Origin of the sequence: Pseudomonas sp. 5C2 (assembly GCF_034314155.1) — a bacterium.
GTDB lineage: Bacteria > Pseudomonadota > Gammaproteobacteria > Pseudomonadales > Pseudomonadaceae > Aquipseudomonas.
This window is the reverse complement of the sequence record NZ_JAVIWH010000003.1, coordinates 322011-339891: the sequence shown is the minus strand read 5'-3', so window position 1 is coordinate 339891 and position 17881 is coordinate 322011. Positions and strand designations below refer to the sequence as shown.

At 58.6% G+C, this 17881-nt stretch carries 18 protein-coding genes; 7 read left to right on the top strand and 11 right to left on the bottom strand.

The window, feature by feature from the left end; genetic code table 11:
• Positions 1-31: 31 nt before the first annotated feature.
• The 3 genes from RGU44_RS16305 (at position 32) to RGU44_RS16295 (ending at position 3962) form a co-directional block, all read left to right on the top strand.
• Positions 32-1681: an acyl-CoA dehydrogenase family protein gene (locus RGU44_RS16305; RefSeq protein WP_322182135.1), complete on the top strand. Its 1650-nt coding sequence runs from the start codon at positions 32-34 to the stop codon at positions 1679-1681.
• Positions 1682-1782: 101 nt separating this feature from the next.
• On the top strand, positions 1783-3255 hold the full coding sequence (gene amn / locus RGU44_RS16300) for an AMP nucleosidase (RefSeq protein ID WP_407074619.1): 1473 nt from the start codon (positions 1783-1785) through the stop codon (positions 3253-3255).
• A 140-nt stretch (positions 3256-3395) separates the two neighbouring features.
• Entirely contained in the window at positions 3396-3962 is a 567-nt protein-coding gene (locus RGU44_RS16295) for an rRNA large subunit pseudouridine synthase E (RefSeq protein WP_322182879.1), read from the top strand.
• Positions 3963-3992: 30 nt separating this feature from the next.
• Here the strand turns inward: RGU44_RS16295 and RGU44_RS16290 are convergent, their stop codons facing one another.
• The 3 genes from RGU44_RS16290 to RGU44_RS16280 all read right to left on the bottom strand — a co-directional run bounded on the left by RGU44_RS16290 (position 3993) and on the right by RGU44_RS16280 (position 5698).
• Positions 3993-4193 carry a DUF2788 domain-containing protein gene (locus tag RGU44_RS16290; protein ID WP_219062813.1) on the bottom strand — a complete coding sequence of 67 codons (201 nt, stop codon included), beginning with the start codon at positions 4191-4193 and terminating at the stop codon, positions 3993-3995.
• 74 nt (positions 4194-4267) lie between these two features.
• Complete coding sequence (locus tag RGU44_RS16285; RefSeq protein ID WP_219062658.1) at positions 4268-4747, bottom strand: Lrp/AsnC family transcriptional regulator; 480 nt, start codon at positions 4745-4747, stop codon at positions 4268-4270.
• 522 nt (positions 4748-5269) lie between these two features.
• Positions 5270-5698, bottom strand: a complete 429-nt coding sequence (locus RGU44_RS16280) for a hypothetical protein (protein ID WP_416152010.1) — start codon at positions 5696-5698, stop codon at positions 5270-5272.
• Between RGU44_RS16280 and RGU44_RS16275 the strand changes: the two genes are divergently transcribed.
• Positions 5690-6409, top strand: a complete 720-nt coding sequence (locus RGU44_RS16275; protein WP_322218097.1) for a DUF6515 family protein — start codon at positions 5690-5692, stop codon at positions 6407-6409. The genes RGU44_RS16280 and RGU44_RS16275 overlap by 9 nt on opposite strands.
• On the opposite strand, the gene RGU44_RS16270 is transcribed toward RGU44_RS16275, so the two are convergent.
• Complete coding sequence (locus RGU44_RS16270) at positions 6402-7295, bottom strand: cation diffusion facilitator family transporter (protein ID WP_322218094.1); 894 nt, start codon at positions 7293-7295, stop codon at positions 6402-6404. The two genes, RGU44_RS16275 and RGU44_RS16270, sit on opposite strands and share 8 nt — an antisense overlap.
• 14 nt (positions 7296-7309) lie before the next feature.
• Positions 7310-7729 carry a polyribonucleotide nucleotidyltransferase gene (locus RGU44_RS16265; protein ID WP_322218091.1) on the bottom strand — a complete coding sequence of 140 codons (420 nt, stop codon included), beginning with the start codon at positions 7727-7729 and terminating at the stop codon, positions 7310-7312.
• Positions 7730-7852: 123 nt separating this feature from the next.
• Between RGU44_RS16265 and hrpB the strand changes: the two genes are divergently transcribed.
• On the top strand, positions 7853-10399 hold the full coding sequence (gene hrpB, locus RGU44_RS16260; RefSeq protein ID WP_322182124.1) for an ATP-dependent helicase HrpB: 2547 nt from the start codon (positions 7853-7855) through the stop codon (positions 10397-10399).
• 102 nt (positions 10400-10501) lie between these two features.
• Here the strand turns inward: hrpB and RGU44_RS16255 are convergent, their stop codons facing one another.
• The 4 genes from RGU44_RS16255 to RGU44_RS16240 all read right to left on the bottom strand — a co-directional run bounded on the left by RGU44_RS16255 (position 10502) and on the right by RGU44_RS16240 (position 14588).
• Positions 10502-11242 carry a hypothetical protein gene (locus RGU44_RS16255; protein ID WP_322182877.1) on the bottom strand — a complete coding sequence of 247 codons (741 nt, stop codon included), beginning with the start codon at positions 11240-11242 and terminating at the stop codon, positions 10502-10504.
• Between the two features lie 709 nt (positions 11243-11951).
• Entirely contained in the window at positions 11952-12155 is a 204-nt protein-coding gene (locus RGU44_RS16250) for a co-regulatory protein PtrA N-terminal domain-containing protein (RefSeq protein ID WP_322182122.1), read from the bottom strand.
• Between the two features lie 395 nt (positions 12156-12550).
• Positions 12551-13918, bottom strand: a complete 1368-nt coding sequence (locus tag RGU44_RS16245) for a sensor histidine kinase (RefSeq protein WP_322218088.1) — start codon at positions 13916-13918, stop codon at positions 12551-12553.
• A complete protein-coding gene (locus tag RGU44_RS16240; protein ID WP_322182118.1) occupies positions 13896-14588 on the bottom strand; it encodes a response regulator transcription factor in 693 nt (230 codons plus the stop codon). Before RGU44_RS16240 ends, RGU44_RS16245 begins: the two co-directional genes overlap by 23 nt.
• A gap of 148 nt (positions 14589-14736) precedes the next feature.
• On the opposite strand from RGU44_RS16240, the gene RGU44_RS16235 reads away from it, so the two are divergent.
• Complete coding sequence (locus RGU44_RS16235) at positions 14737-15471, top strand: response regulator transcription factor (protein WP_322218085.1); 735 nt, start codon at positions 14737-14739, stop codon at positions 15469-15471.
• 86 nt (positions 15472-15557) lie between these two features.
• The gene (locus tag RGU44_RS16230; protein ID WP_322182114.1) at positions 15558-15875 is read left to right on the top strand and encodes a hypothetical protein; all 318 of its coding nucleotides are present in this window, start codon (positions 15558-15560) and stop codon (positions 15873-15875) included.
• 150 nt (positions 15876-16025) lie between these two features.
• On the opposite strand, the gene RGU44_RS16225 is transcribed toward RGU44_RS16230, so the two are convergent.
• The gene (locus tag RGU44_RS16225; protein WP_322182112.1) at positions 16026-17108 is read right to left on the bottom strand and encodes an endonuclease/exonuclease/phosphatase family protein; all 1083 of its coding nucleotides are present in this window, start codon (positions 17106-17108) and stop codon (positions 16026-16028) included.
• Positions 17109-17208: 100 nt separating this feature from the next.
• Positions 17209-17871 carry a YciC family protein gene (locus tag RGU44_RS16220; RefSeq protein WP_322182110.1) on the bottom strand — a complete coding sequence of 221 codons (663 nt, stop codon included), beginning with the start codon at positions 17869-17871 and terminating at the stop codon, positions 17209-17211.
• Positions 17872-17881: the final 10 nt, after the last annotated feature.

Genomic DNA, 17881 nt, shown 5'->3' with positions numbered 1-17881 from the left:
GGCACGTCCGCGAAGACAGGAGCGCTCAGGAATGAACCTGCATCAGTTCGCCGAGACCCATGAGGTCACCAACCAGCCGCCTTCACTGGACGGCATCAATTTGTACCGCATCGACCTGCCCCTGCAAGAGTGGTCGCAGCGTTACGATGCCGGTTGGGCGCAGTCGAGGATCGACACCTACGGCGCGCTGGCCGGAGGGCCGTTGATGGCGGCCGGGTTCCTTGCCAATCAGAACAAGCCGGTGTTCGTCAGTCATGACCGCTACGGGCATCGCATCGATCTGGTGGAGTTTCATCCGGCTTATCACGAACTGATGCGCACGGCGGTCGAGCATGGATTGCCGTCTCTGCCCTGGACTGATCCGCAACCAGGGGCCCACGTCGCACGTGCGGCCATGAGCTACCTGCACAGTCAGGCTGAAGCTGGCAGTGGTTGTCCGTTGACCATGACGTTTGCCAGTGTGCCAGCGCTGAAAATCCAGCCTGATCTGGCTGAGATCTGGTTGCCAAAAATCCTTGCCACCGAATATGACCCACGCAATGTAGGCATCAGCCACAAGGCGGGTGTGACTATCGGCATGGCGATGACCGAGAAACAGGGTGGCACCGACGTGCGCGCCAACACCACGCGGGCTTATCCGGTCGGTGTGACTGGGCCGGGCCAGGCGTATGAGTTGGTTGGGCATAAGTGGTTCTGTTCGGCGCCGATGTGCGATGCGTTTCTGACGTTGGCACAGACCGATAAAGGACTGACCTGCTTCTTGCTGCCGCGCCATCGTCCTGACGACAGTCGTAACCAGTTCTACGTCCAGCGCCTGAAGAACAAACTGGGCAACTGGTCCAACGCCTCCAGCGAGGTCGAGTTCCGAGGCGCGCTCGCCTGGATGGTCGGTGAAGAAGGGCGCGGCGTGCCGACCATTATCGAGATGGTGGCCATGACCCGTTTCGATTGCATGGTCGGCTCTAGCGCCCTGATGCGTCAGGCCCTGACTCAGGCGGCACATCACTGCGCGCATCGCAGCGTCGGCGGGCGTGTGCTCAGCGAGCAGCCGTTGATGCAAAACGTCCTGGCCGATCTGGCGCTGGAAAGCGAAGCGGCGCTGGCGTTGACGATGCGTATGGGGCGCGCGCTGGACCATCTGCAAGACTCGCAAGAAGGACGCTTCGCCCGATTGGTCACGGCCGTGGGCAAATACTGGATCTGCAAGCGCGCCCCGGCAATGATCAACGAAGCAGCCGAATGCATGGGCGGTGCCGGTTATGTCGAAGAGAGCATTTTGCCGCGCCTGTACCGTGAGGCGCCGGTCAACTCGACATGGGAAGGCTCTGGCAATGTGCAATGCCTGGACGTCCTGCGTGCGCTGTCCAAAGAACCCGGTGTGCTGGATGCGTTGTTTGACGAGCTGGGCGATGGCCACGGCGACAAACGGTTGGCTGCGCACATCGAGCACCTTAAAGCGGCGTTCAAGGACACCGCTGACATCCAGTACCGCGCACGACAACTGACTGAAGACATCGCCATAGGGCTGCAAGCCAAGCTCTTGCTGGAAGCCGGCAATGCCAGCGTCAGCGACGGGTTCATCGCCAGTCGACTGGCAGCCTCGGGCCGGGTGTATGGCACGTTGCCGCGAGGGATTGATGTCGAGGCGCTGGTGGCAAGGTCGTCGCCGCAGGTGGGGTGATCCAGCGTAGCCGCTACAGGGTTTTGCGTGTTGTCCATCAAAGCCCTTAGTGCCTTAGTCCGACGATGCAGGCAAGATACAAGTCTGCAAGATCAGACAGGATGCGTACCGTGACCGAAGCTTTTATTGTCGTTGAAACCGCCGAGCAAGCCGTGGACCGGCTTGCTGTACTGCATGAGCGCGCAACCAGGGCGCTGAGTCAGGCGCTCAAGCGCTATCTCAAAGATCGGGTCGAGCCGGATGCGGCTGAGCGTGAACTGTTCCACTACCCGGAATTGCGCCTGACGTATCTGTGCCAGGGCGAAGTGCCACTGACGACTCGGGCCTACGCCAAGGTCCAGTTGCCGGGCACCTACAGTGTCACCGTGACCCATCCGTCGGCGTTTCGTAACTATTTGCTCGAGCAATTGGTGCCGTTGATGAACGACTTCACCATCACGGTGGAAGTGGGCGTCAGCGAGCAGAACATTCCTTATCCGTACGTGGTCGAGCAGGGCGATGAGCTGGCCGGCTCCGGCGTTACCGCTGCGGCGCTGGCGCGGGTATTCCCGAGTACTGACTTGTCCGCTGCGACCGATGGTATTGCCGACGGTCTGTACGATTGGGCCAACACCGACCCGTTGCCCCTGGCGCTGTTCGATGCCGCGCGGGTGGACTTTTCCCTGCGCCGACTGGTGCATTACACCGGCAGCGACTGGCGTCATGTGCAGCCGTGGATTCTGTTGACCAACTACCACCGCTATGTCGATCAGTTCATCGTCCATGGCCTGGAAAAACTGCGCGATGACCCGCGCTTCGTGCGCATGGTCTTGCCAGGCAACGTGGTTGTCGACAAAGGCATGGATCACGGCGAGGCGCAGGCCATCGTCGCGGGCGTGGTCTGGCACCGCTACCAGATGCCGGCCTATCACTTGATAGCGACCGACGGTCATGGCGTAACCCTGGTCAACATCGGCGTCGGCCCGTCCAACGCGAAAAACATCACTGACCACTTGGCCGTACTGCGCCCGCATTGCTGGTTGATGATCGGTCACTGCGGCGGCTTGCGCCAATCGCAAACCATCGGCGACTACGTGCTGGCTCATGCGTATATGCGCCGCGACGGTATTCTCGACCGGGTCGTGCCGCCGAATATCCCGATTCCGGCACTGGCTGAAGTGCAGGTCGCGTTGCAGGAAGCGGCAGCACAAGTCACTGGCGAGCGCGGCGATGAACTGAAGAAGCGTTTGCGGACCGGCACCGTGCTGACCTACGACGACCGCAATTGGGAATTGCGCTGGGCGCAGGAACGTCCGCTGATCAACCTCTCACGGGCGGTTGCGGTCGACATGGAAAGCGGCACGATTGCCGCCCAGGGTTATCGCTTGCGGGTGCCCTACGGCACGCTGCTGTGTGTGTCGGACAAGCCGCTGCACAGTGAAATCAAACTGCCGGGTGCAGCCAACGCTTTCTACGAGCGTGCGGTCAGTCAGCATTTGAAAATCGGTATCGCCGCCCTGGACCTGCTGCGCACCGAACTCAACTCGCTGCACTCACGCAAACTGCGCAGCTTCGATGAGCCGCCGTTCCGTTAATTGATCGGTTAGGTTAGTCATTTACAGAAAGGGCCACTAAAGTGGCCCTTTCTGTTTTCGAATATTGAATCGTCATGTCCCGCACCCAACGCCCAGTGTCCCGCCGTCCTGCCGCCAACAACTCAGGGAGTACCCGGCGCGTGGCCAAAGCCCCGCCCGCCGAACCCAAACTGATCCTGTTCAACAAACCGTTTGATGTGCTGACGCAATTCAGCGACGGAGAAGGGCGGGCGACACTCAAGGACTTCATTGCGATCCCGGGCGTGTACCCGGCTGGGCGACTGGACCGTGACAGCGAAGGCTTGTTGCTGCTGACCAACGACGGTCAGCTACAGGCGCGTATTGCCGATCCCAAACACAAGCTGCCGAAGACCTACTGGGTCCAGGTCGAAGGCGAGCCGACGGCTGAGCAGTTGCAGCGTTTGCGTGAGGGTGTCGAACTGAACGATGGCCCGACCTTGCCTGCACAAGCGCGGCAGTTGGACGAGCCTGAGCTTTGGCCGCGCAATCCGCCGGTGCGCTTTCGCCAGAGCATACCGACCAGTTGGCTGGAGTTGGTGATCAAGGAAGGTCGCAACCGTCAGGTTCGGCGCATGACTGCGGCAGTCGGCTTGCCAACCCTGCGGCTGGTGCGCGTGCGCATCGGCGACTGGACTATAGAAGGGCTGGATCAAGGGCAGTGGCGGGAAGTGCCGGCGTCGCTCTGAGGCGTGGTTTGTTGCTGATCGACTGTCCGGTCAGGCTTCAATAAACGCGATCACAACGCTTTTGACCACAAAGGCGAAGATACCCAGTCCGAGTGCGAAGAACAGAATAAAGGTGCCGAACTTGCCAGCCTTGGACTTCTTCGCCAGATCCCAGACGATGAAACCCATGAAGCCGACGAGGATGGTGACCAGGATCGTCATCATCCACTCTTCAAATAGCGCAGGATCGATATCCATCATTAATCTCCAACCGGATGGCAATGGGGCGACGATTATACGGGAAAGTCCGGGGCGCTGCGTGAGGCTTAACCGCGCAGGTGCGTCAACGGTAGTTCCGTACTGGCCAGCACCTGATTGAGTACAAAGCTCGAGCGCACGCTGGTGACGCCGTCGATACGGGTCAGATGGCCCAGCAGCAGTTTCTGATAATGATCCATGTCTGGCACTACGACTTTCAGCTGATAGTCAGCGTCCATCCCGGTCACCAGACTGCATTCGAGTACCTGAGGCAGGGTGCGAATCTGCTGCTCGAAATGCTCGAAACGCTCGGGCGTGTGTCGATCCATGCCGATCAGCACATAGGCGGTCAGGTTCAGGCCCAGCTTTTTGCGGTCTAGCAGCGCAACCTGGCGGGAAATATAGCCGTCGTCTTCCAGCTGTTTGACCCGTCGTGAGCACGGTGATGGCGACAAGCCGATGCGTTCGGCCAGTTCTTGGTTGGAGATGCGCGCGTCACGTTGCAGCTCAGCCAATATGTTCAGGTCATATCTGTCGAGTTTGCTCACTAAATGCCCCTTTATAATATCTATTGCGCTGAATTATCTATCTGAAGTTAAAAATTGCGCAAGTCATGTTTTATTGAGCAATATTCGCAATCCTCTGCTGCTGCCTCAAGCCTATTCTTAACACCAGAATCACTGCCCGGACATAGCGTCCAGCGCGGCTCTCCGAATCAGGTCAGCCGCGGCCGCCAACCCCACAGGGTTGGGCAGGCCCCCGGGCTACACACTGTCCAGAAGACGGCGTGAGGTGAGCCAGCGTCAAAAGCGTTGAGCACGGACGAAATTCCCGAAGGGGGCCATCACTGGCTCCCTTTTTTTATGTGCGCGACCTTTAGCTAAAAGCGTCCGCCACATGTCGAATGGGCTGTTAAAGTGCTGCTTCTGGCGCATCCAAAAAGCAGTTTTATCAATGGGCATTTGCACCATAGTGAGGAAAGCATGAAATCGCGCATCTGGCGTTTGGCAGGTGTAAGTTTGCTGTGTTTGAGTGTCAACGCTCAGGTGCTGGCGGACGAACGAAATGATTCAGGGCCGAACCAAAACGATAACGGCCGTAACGGCGAGAATCATGAGCGTCCGGGCAATTCGGGCCAGGGCCGCCCAGAATTCGGGCAAGAGCAGCGCCAGCAGCAAGACCAACAACGTCAGCAGCAGGTACAGCAGCAACAGCGCCAGCAGCAAGACCAGCAACGTCAGCAGCAGGTACAGCAGCAACAGCGCCAGCAGCAAGACCAACAACGTCAGCAGCAAGTACAGCAACAACAGCGCCAGCAGCAAGACCAACAGCGTCAGCAGCAGGTACAGCAACAACAGCGCCAGCAGCAAGACCAACAGCGGCAGCAGCAAGTACAGCAACAACAGCGCCAGCAGCAAGACCAACAGCGTCAGCAGGATCAACAACGTGAGCAGCAACAGCGCCTGCCCATCCAGAGTCGCCCCGACGAGGTGCGGCAAACCCAGCAACCGCGTCAGGGTTATTACCAGGACAATCCTCGTCAGGGCAATTCAAACCAGAATCAACACTGGCAGAGCGGCAACTCGCCGCGCCCTGGCGGTGGCGACGGGCGACCTGGTAATGACCATTGGCAAGGCCGGCCCGATGGGCATGGCAACGGTTGGGGCTCAGGCCCGCAGTACCGTCCCGGGTATGAGATAGACCGTATGCCAAGCAGCCATTCGCGTATTGGCTGGCGTGGACAGGATTACTTTTATTCCGGTGGTTACTGGTATCGCCCACAAGGCCCGCGCTACGTGATAGTGACGCCGCCCTACGGGATTCATGTGCGCAGCTTGCCGTCGTTTTCGCAAGAGGTCTGGCTGGGCAGCACGTTGTTCTTCCTGGCTGCGGGTACCTATTACGTGTATCAGGCGGAGACTCAGGACTATGTTGTCGCCACTCCGCCGCAGGGTATCGAGCCCATCTATGCCCCAGGTCCGCCACCGCAGCAGGTGCAAACCAATGGCTATGATCCCGTGGCTTACCCCGCCAACGGTCAGGGTCCCGAGCAGCAACAGCAGGATATGTACGAGTGCCATATGTGGGGCGTGAACCAAAGCGGCTTTGACCCGGCAGCCGCAGCCTATGCGCCTCCGGCCTCGGTTGCGGACATCTACCGCCGTTCGATGGCTGCTTGCCTTGCAGGGCGCGGTTACAGCGTCAACTAACGCTGGGTTCGAGCACTTCTCGCGGGTCGGCGTGCACCAGCACTTCGGCCTTCGGGAACGCTTCCTGGATGGCATCGGCTGCTTGGTCACACAGAGCGTGGGCGACGGACAGGGTCAAATGCCCTGGCAGTTCCAGGTGCAACTGAACGAACCAATGATTGCCCGATATCCGGGTGCGTATGTCATGGGCGCCCAGTACGCCGGGCACGCTGCACGCCATGTCCAGCATGCTCTGGCTGACATCCGGCGGTAGTTCTTGATCCATGAGCACCGACACGGTTTCGCGAGCGATCTGGACCGCGCTCCACAAAATGTACACGGCGATTGTCAGACCAAAATACGCGTCCAGTTGTTGCCAGCCGAACAGGGCAAGGATCAGCGCCAGCAGGATACTGGCGTTCAGCAGCAGGTCGGAACGGTAATGCAGGGAGTCGGCGCGGATGGCGGTCGAGCCGGTTTCGCGGATGACCTTGTACTGCAGCATTAGCAGTGCCACCGTCAGCACTATCGACAACACCATCACCGCAATCCCCAACCCCGGCGCCCCCAACGGCTCCGGGTGGAGAATCCGTTCGACCGCTTGATAGGCGATCAGCATCGCACTCGTGGCGATGAACAGCGCCTGGGCAATGCCTGACAGTGCTTCCGCCTTGCCGTGGCCGTACCGGTGATCGTCATCGGCCGGACGCAACGCATAATGCACCGCCAGCAGATTGAGGAACGACGCCACGCCATCGAGCGCCGAGTCGGTCAACCCGGCCAGCAGGCTGATCGAGCCACTCAGCCACCAGGCAATGCCTTTGGTGACGATCAGGATGCTCGCGACAGCCAGTGAAGCACGGGTCGCCAGACGCAACAGGCGCGCGTGTTCGGGGAGGGTGGTCATGGTGCTTTCCTAAATCAGGCGGACGGTTGCAGGCCGTACATCGCCAACTGTTGCGCGCTGCCACGGTGCTGGATCAGGCGTGGGTCATTGAGCGGCAGGCTGCGGCCCAGCTCTTTTTCGAGGATTGCTTGCAGTTTGCTGTTATCGACGCTGCCGTCAGCCTTGATCGCCGGTTGCAGCTTTTCAGGGCTGACCTGGGCGGTGCTGCCGCCGGGCAAATAGATAGCACCGGTGGCAAAGTCGACGCCAAAGGCGATCAAACCGGGAATGATGTAGAACAACAGGCCGATTGCATCAAGACCGATCACCAGGGGGTCGACCTTGCCGTCGATTTGTCCACGGCGGTCGGGGAAGAAAATGCTGCCGCAGGCGGTCATTTGGGTCAGTAAGGCAGCGACCAGAACGCCGCCGATAATGCGGGAAGGAATGCGCATAAAGATCTCCTGAATGATGGGGGTAACTATACAAGGCAAATGCTTCATGGCTAAGACTATTGCAGTCGCCCTTCGTGCGATGACGCCGGCCCCGTATAATCGGTAGCCTGTTCTGGAGCTGCCATGATTTCTCTGCCAATCGATGCTGTCCTGCCTGCCTTGCGCGATGCCCTGGCGGCGCGCCACGAAGCGGTGCTCGAAGCACCGCCCGGTGCCGGTAAAACCACGCGTGTGCCCCTGGCGCTGTTGCAAGAGCCGTGGCTCGCCGGGCAGACCATCCTGATGCTTGAGCCGCGGCGGTTGGCAGCGCGAGCGGCGGCTGAGCGGTTGGCCTGGGAGTTGGGCGAAAAAGTCGGTGAAACCGTCGGCTATCGGATCCGCCTGGAAAGCAAAGTTGGTCCCACGACCCGAATCGAAGTGGTCACGGAAGGTATTCTCACCCGTCGCTTGCAGGACGATCCGGCGCTGGAAGGCGTCGGCCTGCTGATCTTCGATGAGTTCCACGAGCGCAGCCTGGATGCCGACCTCGCACTGGCCTTGAGTCTGAATGGACGGGGGCTGTTCCGGGACGAGCAACCGCTAAAGATTCTGTTGATGTCGGCGACGCTGGAAGGTGAACGGCTGTCCAGTCTGCTGGGCGATGCGCCTGTTGTCCGCAGTGACGGGCGCATGTTTCCGGTGGCGATGCGCTGGGGGCGAACCTTTCAGGTCGGTGAATTTATCGAGCCTAGGGTGGTGCAAACCGTACTCGATGCGCTGGGTGATGAGTCGGGCAGCGTGCTGGTGTTCCTGCCGGGGCAGGCCGAGATTCGTAGGGTCAATCAACAATTGGCCGAGGTTCTTGGCGAGCGCCACGATATTTTGCTGTGTCCGTTGCACGGCGAGCTGGACTTGAATGCCCAGCGCGCGGCTATCGAGCCCGCGCCGAGCGGCACACGCAAAGTGGTGCTGGCGACCAATATCGCCGAGACCAGTCTGACCATTGATGGGGTGCGGGTGGTGATCGATGCGGGATTGGCGCGCGTGCCGCGTTTCGATCCCGGCAGCGGCATGACGCGTCTCGACACTCAGCGCATCTCCCGCGCCAGTGCCACCCAGCGCGCTGGGCGGGCGGGGCGACTGGAGCCGGGCGTGTGTTATCGGCTGTGGTCCGAAGCCCAGCACGATCAATTGGCCGCCTATGGCACGGCAGAAATTCTTCAGGCGGATCTGGCAGGGCTTGCCTTGCAACTGGCGCGCTGGGGCGTTACGCCGGCGCAATTGGTGTGGCTCGACCAGCCACCGGCGGCGGCCTATGCGCAAGCTCAGGACCTGCTCGGCCGGTTGGGCGCGCTGACCCGGAAATCGGGTGAAGACTGGAAACTCACCGGGCACGGCCAGGCCATGGCTGAGCTGCCCGCGCATCCACGCATCGCGCATTTACTGTTGCGCGGTCAGGCGTTGGGTCTGGGCGAACTGGCCTGTGACGTCGCGGCCTTGCTCGGCGAGCGTGACATCTTGCGTGGCGGCGGTGCGGACCTGCACTCCCGCCTGACCTTGCTGGCCGGCACCGAGCGTGCGGCGCGTGGCGCTCAAGGCGGGGTGCAGCGGGCAAAACAACTGGCGCGGCAGTACCGAAGTCTTTTGCAGCGGCAGCAGCGCGGAGCGGCGAACACCCCGGTCAGCGATCCGGATCACCCACGCTGGTTGGGCGCCTTGCTGGCGCTGGCCTATCCGGATCGCGTGGCCCAACAGCGGCGTGCCGGTGGCGCTGAATATCGCCTGGCCAACGGCCGCGCCGCGTTGTTCGCGGAAGCCGATGCCTTGATGAAACAACCCTGGCTGGTGGTCGCCGACCTCGGTAGTCGCCAGGGCCAGCGCGAAGAACGTATTTATCTGGCGGCGGAATTTGATCCGGCACTGTTCGACTCAGTACTCGCAGAACAAGTGATTGCCCTCGATCATCTGGAGTGGGACGAGCGAGAAGGAGTGTTCCGTGCCGAGCGTCAGCGCAAGGTGGGCGAACTGATCCTCAGTCGCGAGCCACTGACCGGCCTCGACGAATCCGCCCGCAGCCAGGCGTTATTGGCACTGATTCGGCGTAAAGGGCTGGAACTGTTGCCGTGGACCCCCGAGCTGCGCCAATGGCAGGCGCGGGTGGCGTTGCTGCGTCAGCTGGATCTGGACAAACAGGCCGATAGCGAATGGCCGGATGTGCGTGATGCGGCGTTGCTCGCGAGCCTGGAGAACTGGTTGCAGCCTTACCTGGGCAAGGTGTCGCGCCTCAGTCATTTCGCCAACCTGGACCTATCGTCGATCCTGCACAACGTGCTGCCGTGGCCGTTACCGCAACGCCTGGATGAGCTGGCGCCGCATCACCTGAGCGTGCCGTCCGGTTCTTCAGTGCGTCTGGATTACAGCGAACATCCACCGATTCTGGCGGTGCGTTTGCAAGAGCTGTTCGGCTTGGCTGAAACCCCGCGCATTGCGGGCGGCCGACAAATTATCAAACTGCACCTGCTGTCACCTGCCCGCCGCCCGGTGCAGGTGACTCAGGACCTGGCCAGCTTCTGGCGCAGCACCTATCTAGAGGTAAAAAAAGACCTCAAGGGGCGTTACCCGAAACACTACTGGCCCGAAGACCCTCTGGTGGCTGAAGCTACAGCGCGGATCAAGCCGCGTAAGCCCTAGGGGCTCTCCGAACACGTCCTCAAATGTGCTGGAAAAGTGACCACATTATGTTGTGCGTTTTTTCGACACGGGGCTTCATTTTCGCACTGCTCCATAAACCGTTTAGCCGTACACTTCTTCGGCGCTGCGGGCCTTGGCGGCGAAGAACACCAGTACGACCAATACACCGGCCAGTACTAACGATGAACCAACGGTGCCAAAATCCAGACCACCTTTTTCATGAGACTTGGTCAGGAAGTCACCGAGTGTCGCGCCGAACGGTCGGGTCAGGACAAACGCCAACCAGAAGAGCAGCACGGTGGAAATCCGCGTGTAGAACTTGGCCAACACCACTGCGGCAATTGCCGTCCCGATCAGCAGTGCGCCGCCGGCAAAGCCCAGGCCGGAGTCATCCGCCAGGTAATCGCCTAACGCTGTCCCCAGCGTGTTGGAAATCAGAATGGCCGCCCAATAGAACAGCTCGCCTTTAGTGGTGTGGATGTTGTTCACCGACAGGCTTTTTTCGCTCAATCGCCAGACGGCAAAAATCGCGATCAACAGGCTGATCAGAATCAGCGAGCCGGACGCATAGCCCAGGCCCAGGGTGCGATCCATAAAGTCCGACATGGTGGTGCCTGCGGTACTGGTGGAGAGAATAACGATCCAGTACAACACCGGCTTATAGCTCTTCGAAAACAGCTGCAAGCCAAGTGTAATCAGGAAGGCGCTTATCAGAATCAGCGAGCTGATCGCATACCCCACATTCAGTGTCATCGACAGTAAATCGCCAGCGGTCTCGCCGAGGGTGGTGGCACAGATTTTCATCACCCAGAACGCCAGGGTTATTTCCGGCAACTTGTTCAGATGGAGAGGGGTGCTCATAGGGGGGATGTGCTCCTGAAATCGGATTAGAACTATGAAGTACAGCGTTTTAAAAAGCCGCCGTTCGCCCCGGATCAACCTATATCCACTGCGGACGCCATGTCTATGTTAGGGGGCAACGAACAAGCGGTAGCGCGAAGTACAGGCGGGCGCAATGTACGCTGTGGAAGGTCAACGTTCCGTCAAAGCCAAACCAGAGTTAATTCATTAAGTGAGTCTCTCTGATGTAAGAAGTACGCCTGAGTGTCTGTGTTTGTTGATGAAGCCCCCGTGAGTAGTTAGCTCAGGTGAAGAGGGCTTTAATAGAGTTTCTTGGGTAAATGGATTGTAGATTTTGACACGTTGATGATCATTCGCGTAACGCGCGCCATCGCGGAAACTGCTCCGCTTTGAATATGATTCAGGTAACGGAATGATGTTCCGTGGTGACATGAAACTGATCTTATGGTTCAGCGCTGCCATTCTGTCTTGCCGCGCATAACCGGGATGACGCTCGTCCATTTGAACGTGCAATCCGGGCCGGTTGGACTACGCCTGGGGCCCGATACGTCTATCGCCGTTACCACGTCGAGTCCTGCCGCCATATGGCGAGCAAGTCCTCGATTCACCTCAGGTTCTATACGGCGGCCCACTGAATCCCATGACACTTCAAGCGCATGGCGACCCCGTTGAATGAATGGGCGGTTCATTGTTAGTTGGAACGTTCAACATCGTGGTTGACCGCTTTCTGTGCAATCACTACGGCCTGGTCATGTTTGGCCTGCTGGTAGTGCGTCATTGAGACCTCACGAGCGGCGTCCATCCGTGCTACTACGCGGTCTCCACCACCTTCAGCCAACGCCGCTACGGAGGCACTCATCAGGCTGACGATCAAAAGAGCTTTAAGGGTTTTCATTGGGGAATCTCCACGGTTAAGGTAATGCCAGTTCGAAGGTGACTGGCATAAGCTTCAGGCTTGCGCTCATTCTAAAGCGGGCAACCTTTCAGGCTGTTCCCCGGTGCATAAACTTTTCGACAGGATTGTTTTATAGGTTCGATGTCCATGCAGATAGGGGATCACCGTGAGCATCAAGTTCAGGGTTGCCTGAAACTGGCTTATCAATACGAAATTGAAAAAGGTTATTAGGCTATTGCCCACGTGAACAAAAAACGTGTGCTGTCGAGCGAGCAGACCGAGTGATTGGGTGTTTCCGTCAGCGCCATGGCAGAAGCCGATGGCGCAATATGGGTCCGGGCATGCCACTGACCGTGGTCAGCAGCCAAAATACCGACGCTGGCGATACCGCGCTCTCAAACTGACAGCGCTTTACCCACCAGGTCGATCTGGCACCCCGGCTGCGCGTCCTGCACCTGTAATGTCATGTCATGCAGGCGGGCAACCGCAGACACCATGCTTAAGCCGAGTCCATTGCCCGCCATGTGGCGGCTGGACTCGGAACGGTATAGTCGACGGAACACGGCTTCGCGCTCAGCCTGCGGAATGCCAGGCCCATTGTCTTTGACGCGGATTCCGCTATGGGTCGCGTCAGCAACCACGATGACCTGAACGCGGCCGCCATCGGGTGAGAACTTGATGGCGTTGTCGAGCAGGTTACAGGCGGCATCGAACAGCAACTGAGGATCCCCTGACAGATTTGCCGGTTTTTTGCTGGGAACCAGTTCCAGAGTCATGCCTCGCTCTTCGGCCAGCGGCTCGAACAGTTCCGTGGCATCTGCCGCGATCCGGTTCAGGTCGACCATGGCGAAGTTGCTGCGTCGGGCACTGCTTTCAATTTCGGAGATGCGCAGCAGCGCTCGAAATGTCTGCAAAAGACCCATGGCCTCTTCAATGGCCGAGTCAATGGCTGTCGCATATTCATCCTTGCTCAGGCTGCGTCGCTGGGCGCGTTCCAGTCCGGCGATCAGGCGGGTGAGTGGAGTGCGCAGATCGTGGGCGATGTCGTCACAGACACCTTTGACTTCACTCATCAGACGTTCGAGTTCATCGAGCATACCGTTGACGACGCTGGCTGTACGGTCAATGTCATCCCGGTTACCGCGAGTCGGCAAACGCTTGCTGAGATCACCCTCTATGATCCGTTCTATCGAACGACTAAGGGCGTCCAGCCGGCGTCTGGCGGAATAGCCAAGAGTGATCGCTCCGAGCAGGCCGACCACCACCAGCAGCGCGCCCCCAGAGATCAACGCATTAATCAACAGCTCGTCGAATTCATGAATATCGTAGATGTCTTGAGCCACCAGCAGTTTTTGCCCGTTTTCCAGTTGGTGAACCATGAAGCGAATGGGACGACTGTGTTCGTTCTGTTTATGCCATACGACCTGATAGGGTCTGTCGTAACGCTTGAAATCGGGTAACGTCTGGATCGCACCCGCTATCAGCTGATCATCGGCGCTGAATAAGGCGTGTGGGGTACGACTCTCTGTGTCCTGTTCGGTATGCTGACGGATTTCCTGTTGTCGCAATGCAGGCGCTTGTCGGCTGCGGATGTCGATCTGGTGGTACAGCGATGCGTCAACTTCTGACTTCAAATAGCCGGTCGTCTGCCAATATATGTAGCCAAACAGGGCAAGGAACGAACAGCCGAACAGCGCCAGAAACATCAGCGCGGTACGAAAGCTGATGGTGCGCGGTATTTCACGCAGGTGAGCGGAGAACATAGCCGGCTCCGCGAATGGTATGGATCATCTGTTCTTCGCCTTCGGCATCGATCTTGCGGCGCAAGCGCCCGATATGTACTTCAATCACGTTGGTGCGCTCGTCGTAGCTGTAATTCCAGACGGCTTCGAACATCATCGTGCGGGTCACCACTTGGCCTGCATGCTGAACCAGGTATTCAAGCAGGGCATACTCCCGGGGTAAGAGGTCTATCTGCCTATCACCTCGGCGCACGGTGCGACGTAACAGATCAAGATCAAGATTGGCGACCCGTAGACGACTTTCCCGCTCTTGGTCCGGTTGCGCGATACGCCGTCGGCTCAGGGCATCCAGACGTGCGGTCAACTCGATGAACTCGAATGGCTTGGTCAGGTAATCATCACCGCCAGCACGCAAGCCGCGAACCCGTTCGTCGAGTGCGCTCAGCGCACTGAGAATCAGCACCGGCGTCGCGACACCTGATGCGCGCAAGGCGGTGAGCATGCCTAGTCCATCCAGGGCACCGGGAAGCATACGATCCAAGACGATAATGTCGAACGTGTCGCCAATGGCTTTTAACAGGCCGTCGCGACCGTTGTTGGAGCAGGTCACGTCAAAGCCATGATCCTGCAAGGCTGCTTCGATTTCGCGGGCAGTGGTGGGGTCGTCCTCGACGACTAGAACATGGGTCATGAGCGTTGCACAGGCCTCGGTTGGGCGGACAGATGGGGCGTGGCGCTGGCCCTCGACCCTTTCAGTGGCATAGTGTGCCAAACCGAAGTAAACGCACAGGTCGCGTGAACATGAAAGAAAGTTTAGGTTCGCTATCGGAGGGCTGCGTGTGCGCATCCTGGTAATTGAAGACGATGCTCGCGCGTCGGCTTATCTGTTACGCGGCTTGAGTGAAAGCGGCCATATCGTCGATGTCGCCGAAGAAGGCCGACAAGGCTTGGCGATGGCGCTCGAGGAGTTGTATGACGTGCTTGTCGTCGATCGCAAGTTGCCGGGAATGGATGGCTTGGCGCTTGTGCGTGAATTACGCCGCCGGCAGTTGCACACGCCGATACTGATGCTAAGCGCGCTGGCCTCGACCGCTCAACGGGTCGAAGGTCTGCAGGCCGGATGCGATGACTATCTTGCCAAGCCCTATGCCTTTATTGAAGTGCTGGCCCGAGTGGACGCCTTGCTGCGGACACGGGGTCAGGTTCCTGGCCCTTCGCGAACACTCCGGGCGGGGGAACTCCATCTTGATTGTGCTACACGCCAGGCAACTCGCCAGGGGCGTACCATCGCATTAGCCTATCGGGAAACCTTGATATTGGAAAAGCTGATGCGCCACAGCGGTGAGATCGTGACCCGCAGCATGCTTCTGGAGAGCGCCTGGGATTACGAGTTTGACCCTAACGACAATGTGATCGATAAGCATATTTATCGCTTGCGCTGCAAACTCGACGAAGGTTTTGCCAGTTCGTTGATACAGACCGTGCCAAGTGCAGGGTATCGTCTTGAGGTAGACGTTAAATCTCCTCGTGATGACAGCATCGAAACGGGGGCAGAAAAGATGGGTAATAGTTAGAGTTGCACAATGCCGTCAAAGGGCATTGCGTCAATCTCCTCTCGTGTCTATAAAGTGGCACTTAACTCCCCCAAAAAGATGTCGTAATGAATACAGGACTGACTGAGCAAGAAATGCGAAACGCTTTGGGGCTTGATATCAAAGCCGAAGCTGCACCAGAGGAACCAGAGCAAAGACAGGTCTCACCGCCCGCAGCAGTACCGAAGCCTAAAAAAAGAGCTTCCACCGGGCTTCGCGTTACCCTTCGGGTGACACGGGAGTTCGAAGGCGAAGAGAGCCTGTTCATTCACGATGCCAATACGTTGAGTCGTTTTGATGCCGAGCAGCTAGCCAGAAAAGCGGCGGCCAAAGAAAAGTATAGATTTTTCGAGTTGGTCTCCATTGGCGCTATAGGGCAACTCTGAGGATGGCTCTGCTCTGCTCAGATCTGGATCGGCAAGGCAGGCGCCTGTCCTTGGCTACGAACATTTCCTGGTGCCCGGTTAACAGGAAGCTATTCGAACTCTTTGCTGGGCACGACCGCGCGGGCTACCCGCGAAGTGGGCGATGCGGTCTTAAGGCAGCATCGGCAGCAGGAACCGCGCTATCACCGGGAAGTGATCAGAGATCAACAGGGTGTCGTCCCCGCGCACCTGAGCGTCTATGCGCTTGAGTCGCGGGCTGTAGAAAAAGTAATCCACGGTCCGGTCCGGGCCACTGATGCGCGGGTCGTTGGGGAAGTGGGTCAACCACTTGCCGCGATCAACACCGCCGACTTCAGTGTTGCTCGGGATCATCGGGTACTTGTCCCACAGGCTGTGCAATGCACTGTCTGGCATGTATTCACTGCGCAGTTCCGGGGCCAGCCGTTGGTATTGTCCGAGGGGCAACAGATTGAAATCGCCCCCGATCAACCAAGGCGTGCCGCGACTCTCGAATGTATCCAGCAGTTTGCCGGTCGCCTCTATCTGGCGCTGCAGCGTGTCGTCGTTCGGAGTGAAGGTGTCCAGGTGCGTATTGATCACTGCCAGTTGTCCGCCATCGCGCAGTGGCAGGTAACTCACGAGCAGGGCGCGTTTGGGCTGGAACTGGCGCTGAATCGGATGGGTCGAGGGTTGCGGTAGCTGGATGCGTTCAGCGTGTTCGATTTCGTAGCGACTCAGGGTGGCCAGTTTCATCCCGACGCTGCCAAAGATATGCGGGCTCGGAATGAAGTCGGCCTTCCAGTAAAACGCCTCCGAACTGCAGGGGAACAGGTCACTGAGCCGCTCTTGCAGCAACGTCAGCTGGTTGTCGTAGTGAGTGCTTTTGGCGCCGTCGTTCACCTCTTGCAGGAGGATAATGTCCGGCTGTTCATCGCGGATCACTCGAACCACTTCATCGAGGTTGTAGGCAGTGTCTTCCTGCGTAGGGCGATCATCCGGGCCGCTGCCATCGGCCATGTTGTACCAGAACACATAACGCTTGCCGGCCAGGTATTGGATATTCCAGGTCATGACTTTCAGTGCTTGGCCGGGCACCAATACCGGTGCCGGGTTTTTACAACTGGCCTGCAGCAGCTCGCGTGCTGCGGGATGCCAGGTCAGGTTGTAGATCAGCAGGCACATCAAGCCAATCGCCAACAGGCCAATCAAGATGTAGCGCAATAAACGGGTCATCGGCTCAACTTAGAACGCAGAACGTTCAATGACTGAATCGCGTTGCAAGATGAGCCTGAGCATAGCTGAGGTGTTGCCAAAGGGGCAGAGGCTTGGCAGGTCAAACCTTTTCCGGGGCGTCGTCGATCAGCATGAACAAGCGGAACATCACGACGCTGGTAAATAACTGCAAAAAGCTGCTGGTGCTGTCGATGATCAAGGAAACCGGCATGCTCAGCGGTTCTGGCAGGATGAACAGGCTGACCCCTTCAAGTACCGACAAGGGCACGTAGACGCACAGCACGCAGGCCAGGATCCGCAGAAAATGACCTTGGGTCATCTTGATGCTCTCGCGCATGGCCGCCAGTGGCGTCATCCCGCGCAAGACCAGCAGGTACTCGGAGAACACCAGTTTGACCATCACCCAGATGCCGGGAATGACGAACATCGACAAGCCAAACATGATCAGCAGCGTGCTCAAGGCCGACAGTACGGCAAAGGTCGGCCACAGCCGCAACGCCATGGCCATCAAATCGCGTTTACGCGGTTGTTCGCTGCGCGTGCGGGCGTCCAGGAACAGAATCAGCGCGCCGGTATACAGCGGGTAGAACAGCAGGCCAACGAGTAATTCGTAAGCAGGCGAGGCGTCAGCGGCCAGTGCATTGCTGAGCATTTGTTTACTCAATGCCTCGACCACCACCAGCGGCAGGCACAGCATCAGGATGCTGGTCAGGTTGCGCCGAAAAAAATACAGCGAGTCTTGTAGAACGGTCAGCGGATTCATTGATCGGGAT